General features: G+C 65.0%; 16 protein-coding genes, 1 tRNA gene and 1 riboswitch. Of the genes, 8 read left to right on the top strand and 9 right to left on the bottom strand.

Annotation, left to right across the window (positions count from 1 at the left end; all coding sequences use genetic code 11):
• Positions 1-14: 14 nt before the first annotated feature.
• Complete coding sequence (gene glyA, locus J2X92_RS14390; RefSeq protein WP_307576638.1) at positions 15-1259, bottom strand: serine hydroxymethyltransferase; 1245 nt, start codon at positions 1257-1259, stop codon at positions 15-17.
• A gap of 41 nt (positions 1260-1300) precedes the next feature.
• Positions 1301-1427: riboswitch (ZMP/ZTP riboswitch) on the bottom strand.
• Positions 1428-1443: 16 nt separating this feature from the next.
• The gene (locus J2X92_RS14395; protein ID WP_307576639.1) at positions 1444-2295 is read right to left on the bottom strand and encodes a lytic transglycosylase domain-containing protein; all 852 of its coding nucleotides are present in this window, start codon (positions 2293-2295) and stop codon (positions 1444-1446) included.
• 595 nt (positions 2296-2890) lie between these two features.
• Between J2X92_RS14395 and J2X92_RS14400 the strand changes: the two genes are divergently transcribed.
• Together J2X92_RS14400 and J2X92_RS14405 are read left to right on the top strand one after the other, a co-directional pair.
• The gene (locus J2X92_RS14400; RefSeq protein ID WP_307576640.1) at positions 2891-6706 is read left to right on the top strand and encodes a DUF748 domain-containing protein; all 3816 of its coding nucleotides are present in this window, start codon (positions 2891-2893) and stop codon (positions 6704-6706) included.
• Positions 6707-6834: 128 nt separating this feature from the next.
• Positions 6835-9768, top strand: coding sequence for a DUF349 domain-containing protein (locus J2X92_RS14405; protein WP_373424844.1), 2934 nt, complete (start codon positions 6835-6837; stop codon positions 9766-9768).
• Between the two features lie 96 nt (positions 9769-9864).
• Here J2X92_RS14405 and J2X92_RS14410 read toward each other — a convergent pair whose 3' ends face one another.
• The 6 genes from J2X92_RS14410 to J2X92_RS14435 all read right to left on the bottom strand — a co-directional run bounded on the left by J2X92_RS14410 (position 9865) and on the right by J2X92_RS14435 (position 13795).
• The gene (locus J2X92_RS14410) at positions 9865-10158 is read right to left on the bottom strand and encodes a GYD domain-containing protein (protein ID WP_307576670.1); all 294 of its coding nucleotides are present in this window, start codon (positions 10156-10158) and stop codon (positions 9865-9867) included.
• Between the two features lie 222 nt (positions 10159-10380).
• Positions 10381-11172: a M90 family metallopeptidase gene (locus tag J2X92_RS14415; protein WP_307576642.1), complete on the bottom strand. Its 792-nt coding sequence runs from the start codon at positions 11170-11172 to the stop codon at positions 10381-10383.
• 8 nt (positions 11173-11180) lie between these two features.
• Positions 11181-11963 carry a UDP-2,3-diacylglucosamine diphosphatase gene (locus J2X92_RS14420; protein WP_307576643.1) on the bottom strand — a complete coding sequence of 261 codons (783 nt, stop codon included), beginning with the start codon at positions 11961-11963 and terminating at the stop codon, positions 11181-11183.
• Positions 11964-11976: 13 nt separating this feature from the next.
• The gene (locus J2X92_RS14425; protein ID WP_307576644.1) at positions 11977-12489 is read right to left on the bottom strand and encodes a peptidylprolyl isomerase; all 513 of its coding nucleotides are present in this window, start codon (positions 12487-12489) and stop codon (positions 11977-11979) included.
• 30 nt (positions 12490-12519) lie between these two features.
• Positions 12520-13116 (bottom strand): peptidylprolyl isomerase, encoded by a 597-nt coding sequence (locus J2X92_RS14430; protein ID WP_307576645.1) that lies wholly within the window; start codon positions 13114-13116, stop codon positions 12520-12522.
• A gap of 88 nt (positions 13117-13204) precedes the next feature.
• Complete coding sequence (locus J2X92_RS14435; protein ID WP_307576646.1) at positions 13205-13795, bottom strand: tetratricopeptide repeat protein; 591 nt, start codon at positions 13793-13795, stop codon at positions 13205-13207.
• 192 nt (positions 13796-13987) lie between these two features.
• Here J2X92_RS14435 and cysS point away from each other — a divergent pair, with 192 nt between their 5' ends.
• From cysS to J2X92_RS14465, 6 genes are all read left to right on the top strand, one after another.
• A complete protein-coding gene (gene cysS / locus J2X92_RS14440) occupies positions 13988-15364 on the top strand; it encodes a cysteine--tRNA ligase (RefSeq protein ID WP_307576647.1) in 1377 nt (458 codons plus the stop codon).
• Between the two features lie 17 nt (positions 15365-15381).
• Positions 15382-16032: a DNA-3-methyladenine glycosylase family protein gene (locus tag J2X92_RS14445; RefSeq protein WP_307576648.1), complete on the top strand. Its 651-nt coding sequence runs from the start codon at positions 15382-15384 to the stop codon at positions 16030-16032.
• A 16-nt stretch (positions 16033-16048) separates the two neighbouring features.
• Entirely contained in the window at positions 16049-17029 is a 981-nt protein-coding gene (locus tag J2X92_RS14450; protein ID WP_307576649.1) for an acetyl-CoA carboxylase carboxyltransferase subunit alpha, read from the top strand.
• 11 nt (positions 17030-17040) lie between these two features.
• On the top strand, positions 17041-18018 hold the full coding sequence (gene tilS / locus J2X92_RS14455; protein ID WP_307576650.1) for a tRNA lysidine(34) synthetase TilS: 978 nt from the start codon (positions 17041-17043) through the stop codon (positions 18016-18018).
• A gap of 67 nt (positions 18019-18085) precedes the next feature.
• Positions 18086-19354, top strand: coding sequence for an aspartate kinase (locus J2X92_RS14460; RefSeq protein WP_307576651.1), 1269 nt, complete (start codon positions 18086-18088; stop codon positions 19352-19354).
• A gap of 26 nt (positions 19355-19380) precedes the next feature.
• Positions 19381-19473, top strand: a tRNA-Ser gene (locus J2X92_RS14465).
• A gap of 81 nt (positions 19474-19554) precedes the next feature.
• Here the strand turns inward: J2X92_RS14465 and J2X92_RS14470 are convergent.
• Positions 19555-21876 carry a CHASE2 domain-containing protein gene (locus J2X92_RS14470; protein ID WP_307576652.1) on the bottom strand — a complete coding sequence of 774 codons (2322 nt, stop codon included), beginning with the start codon at positions 21874-21876 and terminating at the stop codon, positions 19555-19557.
• Positions 21877-22090: the final 214 nt, after the last annotated feature.

A 22090-nucleotide genomic window follows, 5' to 3' on the forward strand; every position in this document is an offset into this window, starting at 1 on the left:
CACTTCTTGCTGGATCAGCGGTAGACCGGGAACCGGCTTGTCAGCGCGTGGACCTTGGCGCGAACCGCATCGATGTTGGCGGCGTCACGCGGGTTCTCCAGCACGTCGGCGACCAGGTTCGCGGTGATGCGCGCCTCTTCGTCCTTGAAGCCACGCGTGGTCATGGCGGGGGTGCCGATGCGCACGCCGCTCGTGACCATCGGCTTTTCGGGGTCATTGGGGATTGCGTTCTTGTTGATCGTCATGTGGGCGGCGCCCAGCACGGCTTCGGCTTCCTTGCCCGTGATGCCCTTGGCGCGCAGATCGACCAGCATGACGTGGCTCTCGGTACGTCCGCTCACGATGCGCAGGCCGCGCTCGGTGAGGGTGTCGGCCACGATCTGGGCGTTCTTGACCACCTGTTGCTGGTAGGCCTTGAACTCGGGCGTCATGGCTTCCTTGAACGCGACCGCCTTGGCGGCGATCACATGCATCAGCGGGCCGCCTTGAAGGCCCGGGAAGATGGCGCTGTTGATAGCCTTCTCGTGCTGCGACTTCATCAAAATGATGCCGCCGCGCGGGCCGCGCAGGCTCTTGTGGGTGGTGGAGGTCACCACGTCGGCGTGCGGCACCGGGTTGGGGTACACGCCCGCGGCCACCAGGCCGGCATAGTGGGCGATGTCGACCATGAAGATCGCGCCCACGTCCTTGGCCACCTTGGCAAAGCGCTCGAAATCGATGCGCAGCGAATAAGCCGAGGCGCCCGCGATGATGAGCTTGGGCATGTGCTCGTGCGCCTTGCGCTCCATCGCGTCGTAGTCGATGGCTTCGTTGGCGTCCAGGCCGTAGCTCACCACGTTGAACCACTTGCCGCTCATATTGAGGGGCATGCCGTGGGTCAGGTGGCCGCCCTCGGCCAGGCTCATGCCCATGATGGTGTCGCCGGGCTTCAAAAAGGCCAGCATCACGGCTTCATTGGCCGAGGCGCCGCAATGCGGCTGCACGTTGGCGGCGTCGGCGCCGAAGATCTGCTTGATGCGGTCGATGGCCAGCTGCTCGGCCACGTCGACGTGCTCGCAGCCGCCGTAGTAGCGCTTGCCGGGGTAGCCTTCGGCGTACTTGTTGGTGAGTTGGGAGCCCTGCGCCTGCATCACGGCCGGCGAGGCGTAGTTCTCGCTCGCAATCAGTTCGATGTGGTGTTCCTGGCGCGCGTTTTCGGCCTGGATGGCAGCCCAGATTTCGGGATCGGTCTGTTCGACCAGAATGTTGCGGTGGTACATGGCAGTCCTTTGAAGACGAGGTCCTTGTTCTTCAACCAAACAAGGGCTGCCCAGGCGAACGGCTGAACGCCTGTATGGATGCCAGGCGGCACGCTTCCCAGTGGTATTCCACGTCAGCGCGTGGCACCGCGGTGGGTGCTGCGCCTATCGCCAGTCGCGTACGGGGTGAAGTGTAGCGCAGGCCTCAGGAAACTCCCGAAAGCAGGGCCACTTTCTGCGGGTCGGCGGCCGCCGGTTCGGAAGCCTGTTGCGGCTTGGACGGCGTCGTCACGGGAATCGGCTGCGGCCGCGCGGCTGGGGACGTCGTCGTGGGCGGATTGCGGCCATTGGCCACCTGCAGCAGCCGTTCGTGCTCGGCGAGCACCTTGCCCGCGTAGCCGCCGTCGTCGTCGAGGTTGGCGGCACCCACGTAGTAGCGGAGACCGCCTTCGAGCGATCCAGCGCGGGCGATGCATTCCTGCAGCACCTTCACGCCCACACGCATGTTGGTCACCGGGTCGAAAGCGGTGAGCGTGCCGCCCGCGCTTTCGTACTTATCGCCGTGCACCCGCGTCATGACCTGCATCAGGCCCTGCGCGCCAACGTGGCTCTGGGCGAACGGGTTGAAGCTGGATTCAACGGCCATGATGGCAAGGATCAGCGTCGGGTCGAGCTTGGTGCGCTTGCCCAGGTGGTAAGCCTCTGCAACAAGCACGCTCAGCGGCTCGGCTGCTACGCGGTACTTCTTGCTGAGCCAATAGGCAACCGCGGCTTGCTGCTTGGGCAGGTCGCCGGGGCTTGCGGCCGTGGTGCGAACGATGGCGGTCGGCTCCAGGTCGGTGGCTTCGGGTGCGGGCTTGCGCGATTGCAGCCAGCCCATCAGTTGCTCTTCACCGGTCTGACGCAGGTCCGGCCGCGCCACGAGGGCGAGCACCGCGAACACCATGGCAAGGCCGACCAGTGCAAACCCGTTGTGGGTGATTTCAAAAAAGCCGTCTGCCACATCGGACGCAAAGGTCCGTAGCCCGCGGGCCGTGGCATCAAACGCCTTGCTCATCGCTCTTCCTTTCTGTGCGGCACCTGTTCGCAACGCTGGAAGGCGGTGGATGAAGGCTGCGGCGCTTGGATTGGTACGAATCAGGCTCCGCGCATGAGGAGATGTGGGGGTAGGAGCGCGGCGACCTGATCAAGCCGGTGGGATTCGGCGGCGGATTCAGGGGGCCCCTGCTGGGTCTGGGCAGCCAGGGGCAAGCGGGATTCTAGCGTCGCTAAATACCCGGTCAAGCATATCAAAGCCGTTCTTTATGTTTTTACAAGATAAACAGATTGTTTCTAGCCCATGGTTCCTAACAAGGGTAATCCCTTGGATGAGAGGATTGCAATGCAGAGACGGGGCGCCTAATCTGGACCCGCCTGAGTTATTCAGGCGTGTTCCGACGTCATACGGTCCATGTGCAAGTCAAGGACTGGAACGACAGAGGACCCACGGCGGCAATCTCTTGCTGCCAGCACGGCAGGAACCATTGACTTCCGGTCGCGCGAATCGATGGCATGGGTCTTAGGCCCGCCATCAAGCCCGGTAATGAGACATTCGTCGACTTACCGGGCTTTCTTGTTTCTGACCCGTTCTTTCTTTGCGGCACACTCCCGCGATGGATGCAGCTTCGCTCAAACAAAACAAATGGGTGCGACGTGGGATCGTCGCGGTGCTGGCTCTTCTGGCACTCTGGATCGTGGCTTGGCTGGCGGTACCACCGATTGCCAAGAGCCAGCTGGAGAAGATCGCGAGCGAGAAGCTCGGACGGCAGGTCACCGTAGGCAAGATCGACTTCAAGCCCTGGACTCTCGAGCTCGCACTGAACGACCTGCGCATTGCCACGGCCGACGGCAGCCGGCCCCAAGTGGCCGTCAAGCGCATCTATGCCGACGCCGAGCTGCAATCGCTCGTCCGGCTGGCGCCGGTGATCGACGCGGTCACCATCGAAGCGCCGGCCATCCTTCTCACGCACCTTGCCGACGGCAAGTACGACATCGACGACATCCTGGCCAAGCTCGCGGCCGCGCCGCCGTCCGACCCCAACGCCGAGCCGGCACGCTTTGCGATCTACAACATCTCGATCAAGGACGGCGCGGTCGATTTCGACGACCAGACGGTCAAGCGCAGGCACGAGCTGCGCGGCTTCGCGCTCGACGTTCCGTTCCTGAGCAACCTTGCCTCCAAGCGCGACGTCAACACCGAACCCAAGCTCGCTTTTGCGCTCAACGGCAGCAAATTTGATTCTGCGGCCCTCACCACGCCGTTTGCGAAGAGCCGAAAGACCGATGCCCACGTGCAGTTCACGGGGCTGGATCTAGCGCCCTACCTGGGATACGTGCCGGGTGGCCTGCCAGTGAAGCTGCAGGCGGGCAGCCTGGACGCCGACCTGAAGATCGACTTTCAGCAAGCTGCCACGGCCGGCCTCAAGATCACCGGCACGGTCGAAGCGCACGGCGCCAAGCTGGGCGATGCCCTGGGGCGCGATCTGCTGGGCTTCGACTCGCTCAAGTTGGCGCTGGCGGACGTGCGACCGCTGGAATCGGTATTTCACCTGAGCGAAGTTGCGGTTGCCAACCCGAAGCTCGCCGTCGCCCGCGACGCGAAGGGCCAACTCAACCTGCTGGCCACCGATCCCGCCACCGGAGCCGCGGAAAAGGTGGCGCCCCCCGCTGCCGCAGCCAGCGCCCCGAACGGAAAGACGGCCGAAAAGCCAAAGCTGAAGGTCCAGGTCGACAAGGTCGCCTTGAGCGGCGGGCGCATCGGGTGGCGCGATGAAACGGTACAGCCTGCAGCGGCCGTCGAGGCGAGCGCGCTCGCCCTCGATCTGGCCGGCGTCACCTGGCCAATGGAGAAGCCGGCTCAGTTCAGCGGCAGCACCGCCATCGGCGCCGCAACGCTCAAGTTCCAGGGCAGCGCCACCGACAAGAAGGCCGACGTGCAGACCGAAGTCGATGCACTACCGCTGTCCCTTGCGGCACCTTACCTGGCGCACAGCCTCGAACCCACGCTCGACGGCAAGCTCAGCGGACAGATCGACGTCGCCTGGGATCAGCCCGACCTCAGGTTCAAGGCCCGCCGCCTGGCCGCCGACGGCCTCGCGCTGACGCAGGCCAAGACCGCGCTGGCAAGCGTCGGCCGTTTCGAGTTGGTCGATGCCGAAGTCGACATGACGAAGCACACGCTGAACATTGCTTCGTTCACGGCCACCAACCCCAAGGTGAACGTCGAGCGCGACAGCGAAAAGCGCTGGATGTTCGAGCGCTGGCTCAAGGCGCCGGCCGCCGGCAACGGGGGGGCAGCGCAGGCCAAGGTGGCTGCACCCAAGCCCGCTGGCGCGGGTCCTGCCGCGGCGCCGCCCGATGCCAACACCAAGCCCTGGGCATTGACCATCGGCACGCTGGCGGTCAAGGACGGCACGCTGTCATACGCGGACAAGGCCAGCGCCACGCCGGTCGCGGTCGAGTTCACCGCGCTGAATGTGAACGCCCAGAAGATCGCACCCGACACCGCCACGGTGTCGCCCCTGCAGATTTCGGGCCGCATCGGGTCGCGGCGTTCCGAGCCGGGCCGCTTCGACTACAAGGGCAACCTGGTGCTCAAGCCGCTCGCGGCCGAGGGCAGGCTCGATGTCGCATCGTTCCCAGCCCACGCCTTCAAGGCCTATTACGCAGATGCGCTCAACGTGGACATTCGGCGCGCCTTCGCGAGCTACCGGGGCACCGTGCGCTACGCGAGCGCACCGGCGGGCATGACCCTCAAGCTGGCCGGCGACACCGCGCTCGACGACTTCCGCGCCAACAGCATCTCGCTCACCCAATCGCCTGGCTTCGATCGCAATACCAACCAGTTGCTGAGCTGGAAGACGCTGAGCCTGCGCGGCCTGCAGGTGAGCATGGCGCCCAATGCCGCGCCGGCGGTCGACGTGCGCGAAACCACGCTGACCGATTTCTTCGCTCGCGTGATCGTCGATCCGACCGGACGCCTGAATCTGGTGAACCTCACCAAGAAGGGCGAAGCGGACGCCAATGCAGCCTCTGCGGCCAGCGCCGAGGCAAAGACCCGCAGGAGCTTGGGCGGAACGACCACCACGACCCGTCCGCCGCTGCAGGCGGGCGGCGGCGCACCGGCGTCGGCCGAGTCCATGGTCGGCGGCAGCCCCGAGCCGACCAGGCCGGCCTCGGCGCCCGTTGCCACCGCGCAGGCCGAAGCCGATGCCGGGCCAAAACCGGTCATCAACTTCGGCCCGATGAGCCTGGTCAACGGCCGTATCGACTTCACCGATCTGTTCGTGAAGCCCAATTACTCGGCCGACCTGAGCGAACTCACCGGCAAGCTCAGCTCATTTTCGTCGAACCCGCCCAAGGGCGAGACTGGACGCCCGGCGCTGGCCGACCTGGAGCTGCGCGGCAAGGCTCAGCAGACCGCCGCGCTGGAAATCACTGGCAAGCTCAACCCGCTGGTCAAGCCGATCGAGCTCGACATCACGGCCAAGATGCGCGACCTCGACCTGGCGCCGCTGTCGCCGTACTCCGTGCGTTATTCGGGCCACGGCATCGAGCGCGGCAAGATGAGCATGGACGTCAACTACAAGATAGCGCCCGATGGTCAGCTGACGGCCACCAACAAGCTGGTGCTCAACCAGTTGCAGTTCGGCGAAGAAGTGCAGGGCGCCCCCAACAGCCTGCCAGTGCGGCTTGCCGTGGCGCTGCTGGCCGACCGCAATGGCGTGATCGACGTCGACCTGCCGCTCAGCGGCTCCCTCAACGATCCTCAGTTCAGCATCGGGCCGCTGATCTTCAAGGCGGTGGTCAACCTCATCGTGAAGGCGGCGACCGCACCGTTCAATCTTCTGACCGGTGGGCTCGGCGGCGGCAGCAGCGAATCGAGCACCGTCACGTTCGATGCAGGCAGTTCCGTGCTGGGAACCAGCGCGAAAGAGAGCCTGGACAAGGTCGTCAAGGCACTGACGGACCGCCCGACCTTGCAGATGACCGTGGTCGGTACCGCCAGCCTGGAGAAGGAGCGCGACGCCTACCAGCGCCAGCGCCTGCGCCAGCTCGCCCAGGCTGAGAAGCGGCGCGTTGCGGTGCGCGGCGGCCAGGCCGGCACCGACGTGCCGCCGGTCACCGACGCCGAATACCCCGAGCTGCTGACCGCCGTTTACAAACGCACAGACATTGCCAAGCCGCGCAACATGGTCGGACTCGCCAAGGACCTTCCCGTGAAGGAAATGGAAAGCCTGCTGCTCGCGAGCATTCCGGTCGACGAGGAGTCCATTCGCCAGCTGGCCGTCGAGCGCGGTGCCGTGGTACGCGACTACCTTCTCGAGAAGAAGCTGCCAAGCGAGCGCCTGTTCCTTGGCGCGGTCAAAACCACGGCAAGCGGTGCCGACTGGAAGCCCGGGGCCGAGCTCAAGCTGGCGATGAGGTAACCAGAAATACTTGGTTTTTCTGACGGCTCCGCTATATATGTAGGCAGCCTGCGCCTGTTTCCGGCAGCCATTTGGCCGCCGTTGCGGCATGTAATTCAACCGCCCGCCACAAGTGGGTGAAAATGTCGATGTGCGCCGGCCTTTGCCGGCGCCTTCGCTTTCTCTCTTCAGACAACGATTTCGCGCAAGTGACCTCTACTTCTTCCAAGCCACACGACCTCCAGGCCCTCGACACGCTCACCGGCGGCGCCTTCACCGCGCCAACTTCGGGCGAGCGCGCCGCGCGCATCCGCGACTGGCTCGCGGGCAACCCCGCGACCGAGCAGATGCAGGAAGTCTTCAAGGAGCTGAGCGGCCGCGACAAGGGCGCCGCACGCCTGTTGCGCGAAAAGCTCGACGAGCTCAAGCGCGCCAAGGGCCAGGAGGCCATTGCGGCCGAATGGGCGCAAAAGGCCGAGGCTTTGCTGGCGCAGTCCAAGCTCAACATTGCCGATGCGCTTGCCTGGCAGCGCGATGCTGCCAAGGCCGGCGCACCCTTGTCGCGCGAGCCGCTGGCTGGTTTCAAGGTGCAGCTCGCCGAGCGCGTCAAAGGCATCGAAGACCTGCAGCACCGCGCTCAGGTGCACCGCGAGGCCGCCGTGCTGCTCGCACAGCGCTTCGAAGTGCTGTCGACCAAGAGCTGGCAGGATGCCCAGGCCGCCGAGGAATCGCTGCGCGCCGACGTGACCCACTGGCAGCAGCAGGCTGACGAAATCACGACCGATGCCAATTGGACCAGCCTGGACGCCAGGTTTGCACCGCAGCTCGAGTCGTCGAAGGCGCAGTTGCTGGTCGTGTCCGATGCGTTCCACGGTGCGCTGGCCCAGGCGCAGGCCGCGGCTGCCGATGCCGCGGCGCCCTTGCCGCCGGTGCCCGTCTGGGCCGATGAACTGCGCGCCGCTCGCGGCGAAGTGGTGGCCCCGAAGGCCGCGCCTGCCAAGCCCTCCGCACCCAAGGTCGACCCGTCCGTGCGCGCCGCTGCGCAAGACGCCGTGCAGGCTGCGCTCGCCAAGCTCGAACAGGAAACCGCCGAAGGCCACGGCAAGGCCAGCGCCGGCGCGGCCGCGGCGCTGCGCGCAGTGCTGAAGGAACATGGCAAGCTGGTCGATGCGCCGCTCGAGGCCCGCGTGCATGCGGCGCTGGTTGCGGCTGGCGAACTCGAAGGCTGGCAGCGCTGGAGCGCCGACAAGGTCCGCGAAGACCTCGTGGCCAAGGCCGAAGGCCTGCTCAAGCGCCCCGAAGGTCAGGCGCTCGGCGGCCGCAAGATGCAGGAAACGCTGCGCTCGCTGCGCGACCAATGGAAACAGGCCGACCAAGGTGGCGTGCCGAACCACGCCCTCTGGAAGCGCTTCGACGAAGCCTGCAATGAAGCCCACAAGGTGGTGGAGGCCTGGCTCGAAAAGGTTCGCGCCGATGCCGCGGAGCACCGCGCCCATCGTGTCGCGCTCATCGAAGAGGTCAAGGCCTGGGCGGCCGAGCACGCCGAGCCTTCCGATCTGAAGGCACACAACCGCGCACTGCATCAGTTCGCAGACCGCTGGCGCGATGCCGGCCACGTGGGCGAGAAGGTATTCGCCGAACTGCAGCCGCAGTGGAACGAAGCCTTCGGTGCCGCGCGTGCGCCCTTCGAGACTGCACAAAAGGCCAGCATCGAACGGCGCCAGGCCATGATCGCGGAGGCTGCCGAACTCGGCGCCCAACCCATGCTGCGCATCGATGCGGTCAAGGCGCTGCAGCAGCGCTGGCAGGCGGAAGCCCAGGGCGTGCCGCTCGACCGCCGCCATGAACAGAAGCTGTGGGACGCATTCCGCGCGCCCATCGACGAAGCCTTCAACCGCAAGACAGCGGAGCGCGAAAAGTCAGCCTCCGCCATGAGCGAACACGATCGCCACGTGCTCGAGGCTTCCAAGGCGCTCGACGCGGCCAACGCCGGCGGCGACGTGCAGAAGATCCGCGCCGCCATCGCGCGCCTCGAAGCCGCACTGCGTGGCGAAGCGCCCCCGCCAGCACCGGCAACGGCCGCCCAACCCGCGCAAGCCGCGGCATCCAGCGACGGCCCCTCAGTCGGCGCCACCGAGGTGGTTGCGCCCGGCCAGGCTGCGGCCGAGTTCGGCGAAAGCGCCGAACAGGCGCCGGGCTCCAGTGATGCGGAAGCCTTGCCGGCTGCACATGTCGACGCCGCTCAAAGCGCAACTCCCGACCTCGTTGCTCCCGCCGACGGCGCGGACGCGGCTGCGCGCACCGATGACGCGGCACACGAAGCCGGCGAAGCGGCTGCAGTCGAGAGTCCGGCGCCTGCGGCGGCACCGAAGCCTGCGTCCAAGCCGGTCGTGGCCATGCGCGGCGACGATCGTCCTGGCAGCCGGAAGACGGAAGCTGCACCTGCAGGCCGTGCCGGCGGCAGGTTCGGCGATCGGCGCGACGGCGCCCGTCCTGGCCCGGGCGGCCCTGGCCGCCCCGGCGACCGCGGCGCGCCTCGTCCCGATGCGCGCGGTGATCGCGGCGCACCGGCCGGCCGCTTCGGCGACCGTCCGCCGCGCTTCGAAGACCGGGGTCCGAGGCTCGGCGACGCCGCCTTCCGCGCGCAGCGCGAAGCGCTCGAACGTGCGGACATGGCGCTACGCAAGCTGGCGGCGCAGGCGCACGGAGAAGCACTCACGCAAGTGCTCGGTGCATGGGAGCAGCGCGACGCCTCCAAACTGCCCAGCGTCCAGGAACTGGGACGCGCGGTCACGCCGGCGGTGCGCACAGGTTGGTCCCAGGCCGTCAGTTCGGCGCCCAAGGCCGCTCCCGACGAAGCAGCGGAGGCTCTGCTGCGGCTCGAAATGGCCGCCGAAGTGCCGACCCCTGCCGAGCAGCTCGATGCACGCCGCGCGCTGCAGCTCAAGCTGCTGACCAAGCGCGGCGATCCACCGCCGGCCCAGACCTGGGGCCAGGACGCCGGCAAGGTGCTGGCTGCGGCGCACGACGCTGCGAGTGCGCGCCGTTTGCAGAACGCGCTGAAGGCCTTGCTGCGCAAGTAAGGCGTCGGCGCTGGTTCACGAGAAAGCCCGCTGCACGCGGGCTTTTTCATTCCAGTGAACAGCAACGCTGCAATCCCGGTGCTGCGTCAGAGCGGCTCAAGAGAGCTTGGCCAGGATCTCGTCCACTTCCTTGGCGGTGAAGGCACGCAAGGAGCGCGTGCGCACATTGCCCTGCATGGCAATCGCAAGGTTGAATGCGGCCAGCGCTTGCTCATCCTGGGCCTCGAGCACGCAGAGCACGTCGCAGTCGCCCATGGTCCAGTAAATATCGCGCATATTGACGCCGAGCTTTTTGGCGCTTTCCTTGGCGGCAGCGGCGCGCTGGGTGGTTTCCTTGACGCTCTGAAGGCCCTTGTCCGTGAAGTTCAGCATACCGATATAGGTCACCATTTTTTTCTCCTGTGATGTCCACGGGGGATGAATCACCTGAGGCCGCGCCGCCCCCGACGGCGCGACGCTTCAGGTCATCACGCGCAACGGTGCTGTGGTGGGCGATGGCGCAGCGATGCTACGCCTGAGCCTTGCAAAGGCAAGGCACTGCGCGATCCGCTGATACCCTGGACAGGGTATGCGGGCGCGTAAGCAAAGAAACTCGGATTTGTGGGGCAGTCGTCAGGCCTTTTCAGGCCGAAAGAATGCGTCGAAGAGACTGAGCACCGCCGGGAAATCGCGGGCGAAGTTCGCACGGTTCACGAAGTAAGCCTCGCAGGCCACGGCAAAGAACTCGCTGATCGACGTCGCGCCGTAGTCGTCGAGCCAGGGTGCTTCGGCGCCGAAGCGGTCGGCAAGGATTGTCTTCTCCCGAAAGTCTTCGTACGCCGGCTGCAGCACGGCCAGCCAGGCTGCGCGGGCTTCGCGTGCGCTGCGCTTGCCCGCAAAGCCGGGCGGCAGCGGCGGGCAGCCGTCGGCATCGCCGCCGCGCATGTCGATCTTGTGGGCGAACTCATGGATCACCACGTTGTAGCCGCCGCCTGCCGTGATGCTGCTCGCGAGCACGTCCTGCCAGCTCAGCATCACCGGTCCGCGGTCCATGGCCTCGCCAGCCACCACCTCGTCGTATTCGTGCACCACCTGTGCTTCGTCGACGACCTTGCGGCGCGCGACCACCTCGGACGGATGCACCACGATGCCAACGAAATCGTCGTACCAGTCGAGTCCGCCCGGGAGGTTCAGCACTGGCAGCACGGCCTGCGCGGCAATTGCCAACGCAACCTCGTCGGTGATGACGAAGCCCTGGGTGCCATGGAATTCCTTGTCGCGCAAAAATTCGGCTGCCAGGGTGCGCAGCCGTTGCTGCGCATCGAGAGGCAAAGCACCCAGAAAGGCATAGCGCTCGAGCGTGGCGCGCCACGCGACTTCGGGAATCGGGGGCAGGGCGCGCAGGCGGCGCAGCCACTTGAACATGGGCGGCGCTAGCGCAGGTCGACGCGCTGCGCGCCGGCGGTGGAAAGGCAGAGCAGTTGCGCACGCGGCGGATGGGCCGCGGCGTCCCAGTCGCTCAGCACCACGCGCTTGAGTCCGTCTCTCAGGTCGTGGTCGGCGGGTCGATGCGTGTGGCCGTGCACCAGCGTGTGCGCGCGCGCTTGCTGGAGCCATTGGCGGGCGGCGTCGCCGTCCACGTCGGCCCAGCGCGCTGACGGATCCCGCTTGCGGTCTTCGCTTTGCGCGCGCATGGAGCGCGCAAGCGCGCGGCGCTCGGCCAGCGGACGAGCCAGGAATGCCGCCTGCCATTCGGGCGTGCGCACCTGGGCGCGGAACTGGAGGTACTCGGTGTCGTCCAGGCAAAGAATGTCGCCGTGGCTCAGCAGCCAGCGTTCGCCATGCAGCACCAGCACCGTGGGGTCGTCCAAGAGCGTGAAGCCGCATTGGGCGGCGAGCGCCGGGCCGACGAGAAAGTCGCGGTTGCCATGCATGAAGTACACCGGCAGCCGTTCGGCCGTGCGGCGCAGCAGCTCGGCGCACTCGGCCTCGAAGCCGGGCAGGGCGGCCGCGTCGTCGCCCACCCACACCTCGAACAGGTCGCCGAGGATGATCAATGCATCGGCCGGCGTGGTCTGCAAATAGCCGCGCCAGGCCTCGAAGGTGGCGGGCTCGCCGGCCTGCAGGTGCAGGTCGGAGATCAGGTCGACGGTGCGCCACGCGGGCGGGGCGAGCAGCTCCTTGAAAGCCGCAGGTGCCGCCACGTCCGAGCCCATGCCGCGCCTGTCCTTATTCGGAGACGACCACGGCCTTTTCGATCACGACGTCTTCGAGCGGCACGTCGTCGTGGAAACCCTTGCGGCCCGTCTTCACGGCCTTGATCTTGTCGACCACGTCGGTGCCGCCGGTGACCTTGCCGAACACCGCGTAGCCCCAGCCCTGGGCCGAGGGAGCGGTGTGGTTCAGGAAGCCGTTGTCAGCCACGTTGATGAAGAACTGGGCGGTGGCCGAGTGCGGTGCGCTCGTGCGGGCCATGGCAACGGTGTAGTTGTCGTTCTTGAGGCCGTTGTTGGCTTCGTTCTCGATCTCGGCGCCGGTGGGCTTTTGCTTCATGCCGGGCTCGAAGCCGCCGCCTTGCACCATGAAGCCGGGGATCACGCGGTGGAACACCGTGTTGTCGTAGTGACCGTTCTTCACATAGTTGACGAAGTTCTCGGCCGACTTCGGCGCCTTGGCGGCGTCGAGTTCGAGCGTGATCACGCCGTAGTTCTTGATGTGGAGTTCGACTTTGGGGTTGCTCATGAGGGAGTCCTTCTTTCGGATGTTCGGAAACTACTTCGCCAGTGTGGCGGACTTGATGATGATGGCCTCGAGCGGCACGTTCTGCATGCCGCCCTTGTTACCGGTTTGAACAGCACGGATCTTGTCGACCACTTCGGTGCCGCCCACGACACGGCCGAACACGGTGTAGCCGTAGCCGTCGGGATTGGGTGCGTTGAGCGAGTCGTTGTTCTTCACGTTGATGAAGAACTGCGAGGTGGCCGAGTTCGGGTTGCCGGTGCGGGCCATTGCGATCGTGTACCTGTCGTTCTTGAGGCCGTTGCTGGCTTCGAGGGCAATGGGCGCGCGGGTCGGCTTTTGCTGCATTTCTGGCGTGAAGCCACCGCCCTGGATCATGAAGCCGTCGATCACGCGGTGGAACACGGTGCCGTCGTAGTGCTTGTCCTTGACGTACTGCAGAAAATTCTCGACCGTCTTGGGCGCCTTCGCCTGGTCGAGTTCGATCAGGATGTCGCCGGCCGAGGTGTCGAGCTTCACGCGCGGTCCGGCCTCTGCGTGCGCGGCGCCGGCGAAGGCAAGGGCGGAGGCCAGCACCAGCGCAGCGCGGCGGCTGAATCGGGCGGTCTGGGAAAGGACTTGTGTCGTCAAGGAAAGCTCCGTGTGCGAATGATGTGGGGCGCCGGCCGGGCAATGCAAGCCGCCAGGACGGCAATGCGCCGCGGACGGCTGCTTGCGGCTACTTGCTTGCGCGGCCGACCGGCTTGCGAACGTCCGGCGGTGCTGCCGGCAGGGCCGCGGCGTCCGCTTCGGTCTTGGGAGTGAAGATCTGGCGGATCAGCGAGAGCTTGGGCCCGACGCTGGCATTGGTGCTGGCGAACTGCTGCGCCCGCACATATTCCTGGGCCGCGAGGCGGGCATACACGTCGCCCAGGTTCTCGTGCGCGGTGGCGTAGTTGGGGTTGAGCTTGAGCGCCTGTTCGAGTGCCGCGCGTGCCTGGTCGAACTTGCTTTGCGATGCATAGAGCGCGGCCAGGTTGTTGTAGGGCTCAGGCAATTCCGGAAAGTCTTGCGTGAGCTGCGTGAACGCGGCAATGGCTTCGTTCTGCTTTTTCTGCTCGGTGAGGATCACGCCGCGCAGAAAGCGCATCTGCGGATCGCGCGGCTTGCCGGCGATGTAGGCATCGGCCTTGGCGAGCGCCTCGTTCGACTTGCCCTGGCGCAGCAAAGTGTTCACGTCGTCGTAGTCGTTGGCGTACGCAGCGGAACCCCACAGGCTAAAGAGCAGAGCAAAGGCAAGGGAGAGTTTGGTGAATGCGACGTGCTTCATGAAGCCTCGGCAGAATTGGGGAAATGCGGGCCTCGAAAACACCCGAAAGGACACGGCGGTAGCCGTTTATACTGCGTTGCATTGTAGCCGAGGGGCCATGTCCAACCTCTCGCAGCTACTGTCCCGTCACCCCTGAAATACACCGTCGTTCGCCCGTGCCGCACGTGCGCGAAGCGACGTTTTCCGAGCCTCATGAGTCTGCGCATCTACAACACGCTCTCGCGTGAACTGGAGGAATTCTCCCCATTGCAAGCCGGCAAGGTGCGCATGTACGTTTGCGGCATGACGGTGTACGACCTCTGCCACCTGGGCCACGCCCGCTCCATGATTGCGTTCGACCTCGTGCAGCGCTGGCTCAAGGCCAGCGGGTACGGTGTGACCTACGTGCGCAACATCACCGACATCGACGACAAGATCATCCGACGCGCGGTGGAGAACGGCGAAACGATCCGCTCGCTCACCGACCGCATGATCGATGCGCTGCACGAAGACGCCGACGCGCTCGGCATCGAGCGGCCCACGCACGAACCCCGTGCCACCGATTACATCCCGCAGATGCTGTCGATGATCGGCACCCTCGAGAAGAAGGGGCTAGCCTACCGCGCAGACAACGGCGACGTGAACTACGCGATTCGCAAGTTCCCGGGCTACGGCAAGCTCAGCGGCAAGTCGATCGACGAACTGCACGCCGGCGAACGCGTTGCCGTGCTCGACGACAAGGACGACCCGCTCGACCCCGTGCTCTGGAAGAGTGCCAAGGCCAGCGAGCCCGATGAAGTGAAGTGGGCCAGCGAGTTCGGCCCGGGCCGCCCCGGCTGGCACATCGAGTGCTCGGCAATGGCTTGCGAACTGCTCGGCGAAACGCTCGACATCCACGGCGGCGGTGAAGACCTGCAGTTCCCGCATCACGAGAACGAAATTGCGCAGAGTGAAGGCGCCACCGGCAAACCGCTTTCCAACTACTGGATGCACAACGGCTTCATCGTGACCGACAACGAGAAGATGTCCAAGAGCCTGGGCAACTTCTTCTTGATTCGCGATGTGCTCAAGAAATATGACGCCGAGACCATTCGCTTCTTTGTGGTGCGGGCGCACTATCGCCGTCCGCTCAACTACAGCGACGTGCACCTGGACGACGCCCGCAATTCGCTCAAGCGGCTCTATACGGCGCTCGACCTGGTCGCGCCTGAAGCTGTAGCCATCGACTGGGCTGACCCGTACGCGGCGCGCTTCAAGGCCGCCATGGACGAAGACTTTGCAACGCCCGAAGCCGTCGCGGTGCTGTTCGATCTGGCGGGCGAGGTGAACCGCACGCAATCGCCGGCACAGGCCGGGCTGCTGAAGGCGTTGGGCGGCTGCCTGAATATTCTGCAGAGTGATCCGAAGGCTTTCCTGCGCGCAGGCGCCACGTTGGACGAAGCCACCATCCAGGCGCAGATCGACGCGCGCGCGGCGGCCAAGGCCGCAAAGAACTTTGCCGAGGCTGACCGCATCCGCAATGATCTTCTGGCGCAGGGCATCGTGCTCAAGGATTCGCCCACTGGCACCACCTGGGCCGCCGCGCAGTGAACGGAACCACCAACCCCATGCCCGCTTCGAAGAATCCGGTGGTCCAGATCTACACGCCGGACTATTGGGAAGACGCCTGCAAGCACCTGTCCAAGAAAGACCGGGTGATGAAGCGGCTGATCCCGAAATTCGGCGATGCCTGCCTCGAATCGCGCGGCGATGCATTCACCACGCTCGCGCGAAGCATCGTGGGCCAGCAGATTTCCGTTAAAGCCGCGCAAACGGTCTGGGACAAATTTGCGGTGTTGCCGCGAAAGCTGACACCGGCCAACGTGCTCAAGCTCAAGGTCGACGACATGCGCGCGGCCGGGCTCTCGGCCCGCAAGGTCGAATACCTGGTCGACTTGGCCATCCATTTCGATTCCGGTGCGGTGCACGTCGACGCCTGGAAGGACATGGCCGATGAACTCATCATCGACGAGCTGGTCGCTATTCGAGGCATCGGACGCTGGACGGCGGAAATGTTCCTCATCTTCCACCTGATGCGTCCCAACGTGCTGCCCGTCGACGACCTCGGCCTGCTCAACGGCATCAGCGTCAATTATTTTTCGGGCGATCCGGTGAGCCGCAGCGATGCCCGCGACGTTGCCGTGGCCTGGGCGCCGTATTGCAGCGTGGCGACTTGGTATATTTGGCGATCGCTCGACCCGGTACCGGTCGCATACTGAACAACAGGAGAAGACGTTGGCGAAACGAACCTTCCTCGACTTCGAGCAGCCCATTGCTGAACTCGAATCCAAGATCGAAGAACTGCGCTATGTACAGACCGAATCGGCGGTCGACATCTCGGAGGAAATCGACCAGCTCGGCAAGAAAAGCCAGCAGCTCACCAAAGACATTTATAGCGACCTGACGCCCTGGCAGATCACCAAGATCGCCCGGCATCCGGAACGCCCCTACACGCTCGACTACGTCAACGAGATCTTCACCGACTTCGTCGAACTGCACGGCGACCGGCACTTTGCCGACGACCTCTCCATTGTGGGCGGCCTCGCACGCTTCAACGGCACGCCCTGCATGGTGCTGGGCCACCAGAAGGGCCGCGACACCCGGGAGCGCACCGCGCGCAACTTCGGCATGAGCAAGCCCGAGGGCTACCGCAAGGCCCTGCGCCTCATGAAGACGGCCGAAAAGTTCAAGCTGCCGGTCTTCACCTTCGTCGACACACCGGGCGCTTACCCGGGCATCGATGCCGAAGAGCGCGGCCAGTCCGAAGCCATCGGCCGCAACATCTTCGAGATGGCGCAGCTCGAGGTGCCGATCATCGTCACCATCATCGGCGAGGGCGGCTCCGGCGGCGCGCTGGCCATCTCGGTTGGCGACCAGCTCGTAATGCTGCAGTACTCCATCTACTCGGTCATCAGCCCTGAAGGATGCGCTTCCATTCTCTGGAAGACCAGCGACAAGGCGCAGGAAGCGGCCGATGCCCTCGGCATCACGGCGCACCGCCTCAAGGCGCTGGGCCTGGTCGACAAGATCGTCAATGAGCCGGTTGGCGGCGCGCACCGAGACCATCGCCAGATGGCCGCTTTCCTCAAGCGGGCGCTCAACGATGCCTTCCGCCAGGTCAGCGACCTGAAGCCGAAGGAACTGCTCGATCGCCGCTACGAGCGCCTGCAGAGCTACGGCCGGTTCAACGACACCAAGGCCGACACCGGCAGATAAGCAAGCGCCCCATGAACGAAGCCTTCGAACGCGCGATGGCCGCGTTCGAGCCGGCGCATCTGCCGCTGGCGGTGGGCTTCAGCGGCGGTGCGGATTCCACGGCCTTGCTGGCCGCGTGCGCATCCGTCTGGCCGGGACAAGTGGTGGCCTTTCACGTTCACCACGGGCTGCAGGCAGCGGCTGACGATTTCGAACGGCATTGCGCCACCGTGTGCGAGCGCCTCGGCGTGCCGCTGCACGTGCATCGCGTCGATGCCCGCCATGCACAGGGCGACAGCCCTGAAGATGCGGCCCGGCGCGCTCGCTACGAAGCCTTTGCCACGATGGCCCGCACGGGCGAACCTGCCGGCGCTATTAAATCCATAGCCTTGGGGCATCATGCCGACGACCAGGTCGAAACGCTCTTGCTGGCTTTGTCCAGGGGCGCCGGGCTCCCGGGCCTGGCCTCGATGCCCGAGCATGCGCAACGCCACGGGCTGGACATCTATCGGCCGTTGCTGGCTGTGCCCGGCGCCGATATTCGCGCCTGGTTGAAAGACCTCGATCTGCCCTGGATCGAGGACCCGACCAACGAAAACGAGCGCTACACACGCAACCGGATCCGCGCCGTGCTTCTGCCTGCGCTCGAGCGCACTTTTCCGCAGTTCCGCGCCACCTTTGCCCGCAGCATCGGCCATGCCGCACAGGCCCAGGAACTGCTGAGCGAGCTGGCAGGGCAAGACTTGGCCGGGGTGGGAAACCCACCCCGCATCGCCGAACTGCAGGCGCTTTCACGCGCGCGCCAGGCCAACGTGCTGCGGCATTGGCTCATGCAGGCGCACGGCTGCGCGCCCAGTGCGGCGCAGCTGGAACAACTGCTGGATCAGGTTCGCGCCTGTACCACCCGAGGCCACCGCATCCACCTGAAGGTGGCCCGCGGTTTCGTCGAGCGGAGGGGCGATTTTCTGCATTGGTACAATTCCGGGCCCTCGCCCAAGGCTTCGCGCTGACGGCTCGCAGGGCGCCGCGCTCGCACTCCGGGGTGGAGCGGCCCTTTCCTTTTCTCTGAATTCACCCATGGCATTGATCGTTCACAAATACGGCGGTACGTCGATGGGCTCGACCGAGCGCATCAAGAATGTTGCCAAGCGCGTCGCCAAATGGGCACGCGCCGGCCACCAGATGATCGTGGTCCCGAGCGCCATGAGCGGCGAAACCAATCGCCTGCTTGGCCTGGCCAAGGAGCTGGCGCCCAGCAAACCGAGCGAGGCCCATGGGCGCGAACTCGACATGCTCGCCTCGACGGGCGAACAGGCTTCGTCGGCGCTGCTGGCCATTGCCCTGCAGGCCGAAGGCATGGAAGCCGTGAGCTACGCGGGCTGGCAGGTTTCGGTGCGCACCGACAACTCCTACACCAAAGCCCGCATCGAGAGCATCGACGACGAGCGCGTGCGCGCTGACCTCGACGCCGGCAAGGTCGTCGTCATCACCGGCTTCCAGGGCGTGGACGAAGACGGCAACATCACCACGCTGGGCCGTGGCGGCAGCGACACCTCCGCCGTGGCCATTGCGGCAGCCATGAAGGCACACGAATGCCTCATCTACACCGACGTGGACGGCGTCTACACCACCGACCCGCGCGTGGAGCCCGATGCGCGCCGCCTCTCGACCGTGAGCTTCGAAGAGATGCTCGAGATGGCGAGCCTGGGCTCCAAGGTGCTGCAAATCCGCTCGGTCGAATTTGCCGGCAAGTACAAGGTGCCACTGCGCGTGCTTTCGAGCTTCACGCCGTGGGACATCGACATCAATGAAGAGGCCAAGTCCGGCACGCTGATCACTTTCGAGGAAGACGAAAACATGGAACAAGCCGTTGTATCCGGCATCGCTTTCAACCGCGACGAGGCCAAGATCTCGGTGCTCGGCGTGCCCGACAAGCCAGGCATCGCGTATCACATCCTCGGCGCCGTGGCGGACGCCAACATCGAGGTCGACGTGATCATCCAGAACCTCAGCAAGGACGGCCGTACCGACTTCAGCTTTACCGTGCATCGCAACGAGTATGCGAAGACGGTCGACCTGCTGCAGACCAAGGTCATGCCCTCGCTGAACGCGACCGAAATCGTGGGCGACACCAAGATCTGCAAGGTCAGCATCGTCGGCATCGGCATGCGCAGCCACGTCGGCGTGGCCAGCAAGATGTTCCGCGTGCTGAGCGAAGAGGGCATCAACATCCAGATGATTTCGACCAGCGAAATCAAGACCTCGGTCGTGATCGACGAAAAATATATGGAATTGGCCGTGCGCGCGCTGCACAAAGCCTTCGATCTGGATCAACCTGCCGCCTGACGGTGGCATAATCTCGGCTTCTTTCAGGAACTGTGACCGAGTGGCCGAAGGTGCTCCCCTGCTAAGGGAGTATGGGGTGTAGAGCCTCATCGAGGGTTCGAATCCCTCCGGTTCCGCCAGCTAGCAAGTAAAAACGGCCCTTCACGGGCCGTTTTTCATTTGTCCTCCCTTGCCGCGCAAGGGAATCCAAAGGCTTCTTTTTACAGGGCATCGAGCGCCAGCTCCTCCGGTGCGGGAAGTGCGCAAGGGCGCTGGCAGCATCCTGGGGACGCTGGCAGAACGAACCTGAACGTGCAGCCCGACCCCTCGGCGCTTTCAAGCACCACCCGTCCGCCATGGCGAGCGGCAACTGTCTTGACGAACGTCAGTCCCAGCCCGGCACCATGGGCTCGGCTGCGCGCGCTTCCGCCTCTGTCAAAAGGCTCGAAAATTGCCGCCTGCTTGTCCTTGCCGATGCCCGGCCCCTGGTCCTGGATGCGGATGGCGCAGCCGTCCTGGTGCTGCTCGACGGCGCAGATGATCGTCGAATGCGGCGGCGAATGTTCGATTGCATTGCCCAAGAGGTTGTCGATTGCGCGCGCGACCAGATTGGGTTCAACACGGCAGAACGCCTCGGCCGCGCTGCTTGAATCCACGATCACCTGAACCTGGCTGCGGCGGCGCGCTTCCCAGGTGTCGTCGATGCATTCGAGCAAGATGGCCGCCAGGTTGCGGACCTCCAGGCGATAGGGCTGCGACCGCGCACGTGCCAGTTGGATGAACCCCTCCGACAATGACAACGCCTTGCGCGCATGCCGGCCGATCCGCTCGCGAAACTGCGACGGAGACATTGCCGAAGGTGCGTGCCGATCGAGTTCCAGCAGCGTGAGAATGGCGGCTTGCGGCGCGCGCATGTCGTGGCTCAGAAAATGAATCGCATCTTCGTGTTGCCGCTGGGCCTGGCGCATTTCAGTCACGTCGACAAGGCTCAGGATCCATCCGACATGCTGCCCGTCGGCGTTGAGCGACGGCGCGCGCTTGACGAGCAGGTCCAGCTCGTCGCCATCCCGGGCGGACACGGCAATCGTTGTCGGGTGCTGCGCCAGCAGGTCGGGCGTGACAACGGCTTCATGGCTTTCCGATGAGCGGACGCCGCGCATGAGCTCGATCGCCGACATGTTCCTCAATGCCTCGCTGGAGGCCACGTTGAAGTAATGTGCCGCCGCGGCGTTGGCCAGTCGCACGCGGCCTTGCTGATCACACACCAGCTTTGCGTCTGGCAGGCTGTTCAGGCTGTCGCTCACGAGCTGATGCAGGTCGCGCAAGTGCCGCGTGGCTTGCGCCAGTGCCCTGATGCGTCGGTCGAGAAAATCACCTGATGATCGCGTTGCGTCACAGGGCAGTTGGGAGATGCTTGCAGTCGCGCGCAAATGAATGGACGCATCGATCAAATAACGCGTGGCCGCATTCAGGCGGCTCCAGCTCCAAAGCGTGTACACGATGCCCAAGCCCAGCACCCCGGTGACCGGAGCAAACTGCAAACGCAACAAAGCAAATCCGGCCCAAGAGGCCGACAGCAGCGCGAGCGCCAGCGACCCAGCCAGAAACAGGGCGAACAACGGCTCCAGAAACGCCATGCCCACCAGGGCCAACAACACGGCCGATGCGTTCAGGCTCGCGTTCAACCAGAGCGGGGCCGGCGTTACTTCGAGTCGGCCCAGCAGGCTGTCCAGGACGTTGGCGTTGATCTCGACACCTGGCATCAACGTGTCGTCGCCAGCGACGGGGACCTCGTAAAGGCCGCCCAATTCGGCGGCCGTGGTGCCCACCAGCACGTACTTGCCGTCGAACGTACCGGGCGGAAGCAAGCCGCTGATCGCATCGACGTAGGAAATGCGGTTGAAGTGCCCTGGCGGGCCTGCGAACGGCACGATCAGCTTGTGCGAGCGCCGCCAGTCGAGCCACCGTCCGGAAGGCGGGGCGTGAGAAAGCTCTTCCGCCTTGGTGCTGCCCGGCACGTGCAGGGAGAAGCGATCGGCGTCGCCCACACGGAGCATGGCGAGACTGAAGTGATCCAGTTCGAAATCACGAAGGCCTTCTTGCAGATAGATGTCGCGCAGGACGCCGTCGTTGTCCACCGGAAGACGATCGAGCCCCAGGCGATTCGCACTCGTCGCCAAGGCGCGGATCGGCTGGACGGTCCGCGGATTGGCTCCGTAGTACGTTTGCATCGTCATCGGCAAAACGACGCGGCCGCTTTGCTGCAGAGAGGCCGCCAGCGCCTTGTCGTCGTCAGCGGAGTGCGCGTCCGAGTCGGTCAACAGAAGGTCCAGGCCAATTGCCCGCGGCGAGTCCTTGCTGATGCGATCGATGAGCTCGGCATGGGCCGCCCCGCGAAAAGCCCAGGCGCCCAATGCCGAAATGGTTTTTTCGTCGATGGCGACGACCACCACGTCGCTGCGCTGCACGTCGCGGTGTTGCGATGCGACGAGTGCGTCTTGCAGGATGCGGTTCGGTTGCCGCACCAGGTCGAAAATATCCATCCCAACGACCAGCGCCACCGCAAAGAGCGCCAGCCCGCTCCAACTGATCCAGCGAGCGTATCGGACCGTGCTTAGGCGAGAGGGCGGCCCGATCTTCGGATCTGGAGACGTTGCGTGCATGTATTTCTCTAAGCCCCGTCTCGTCAAGTTGGCAGCCTTCTGGTTTTTCCGTTGGTGGGCAAAGAGGCACCTTCATGGAGCAAAACGTTCAGAT

It is taken from the genome of Variovorax paradoxus, from assembly GCF_030811855.1.
Classification (GTDB): domain Bacteria; phylum Pseudomonadota; class Gammaproteobacteria; order Burkholderiales; family Burkholderiaceae_C; genus Variovorax; species Variovorax paradoxus_L.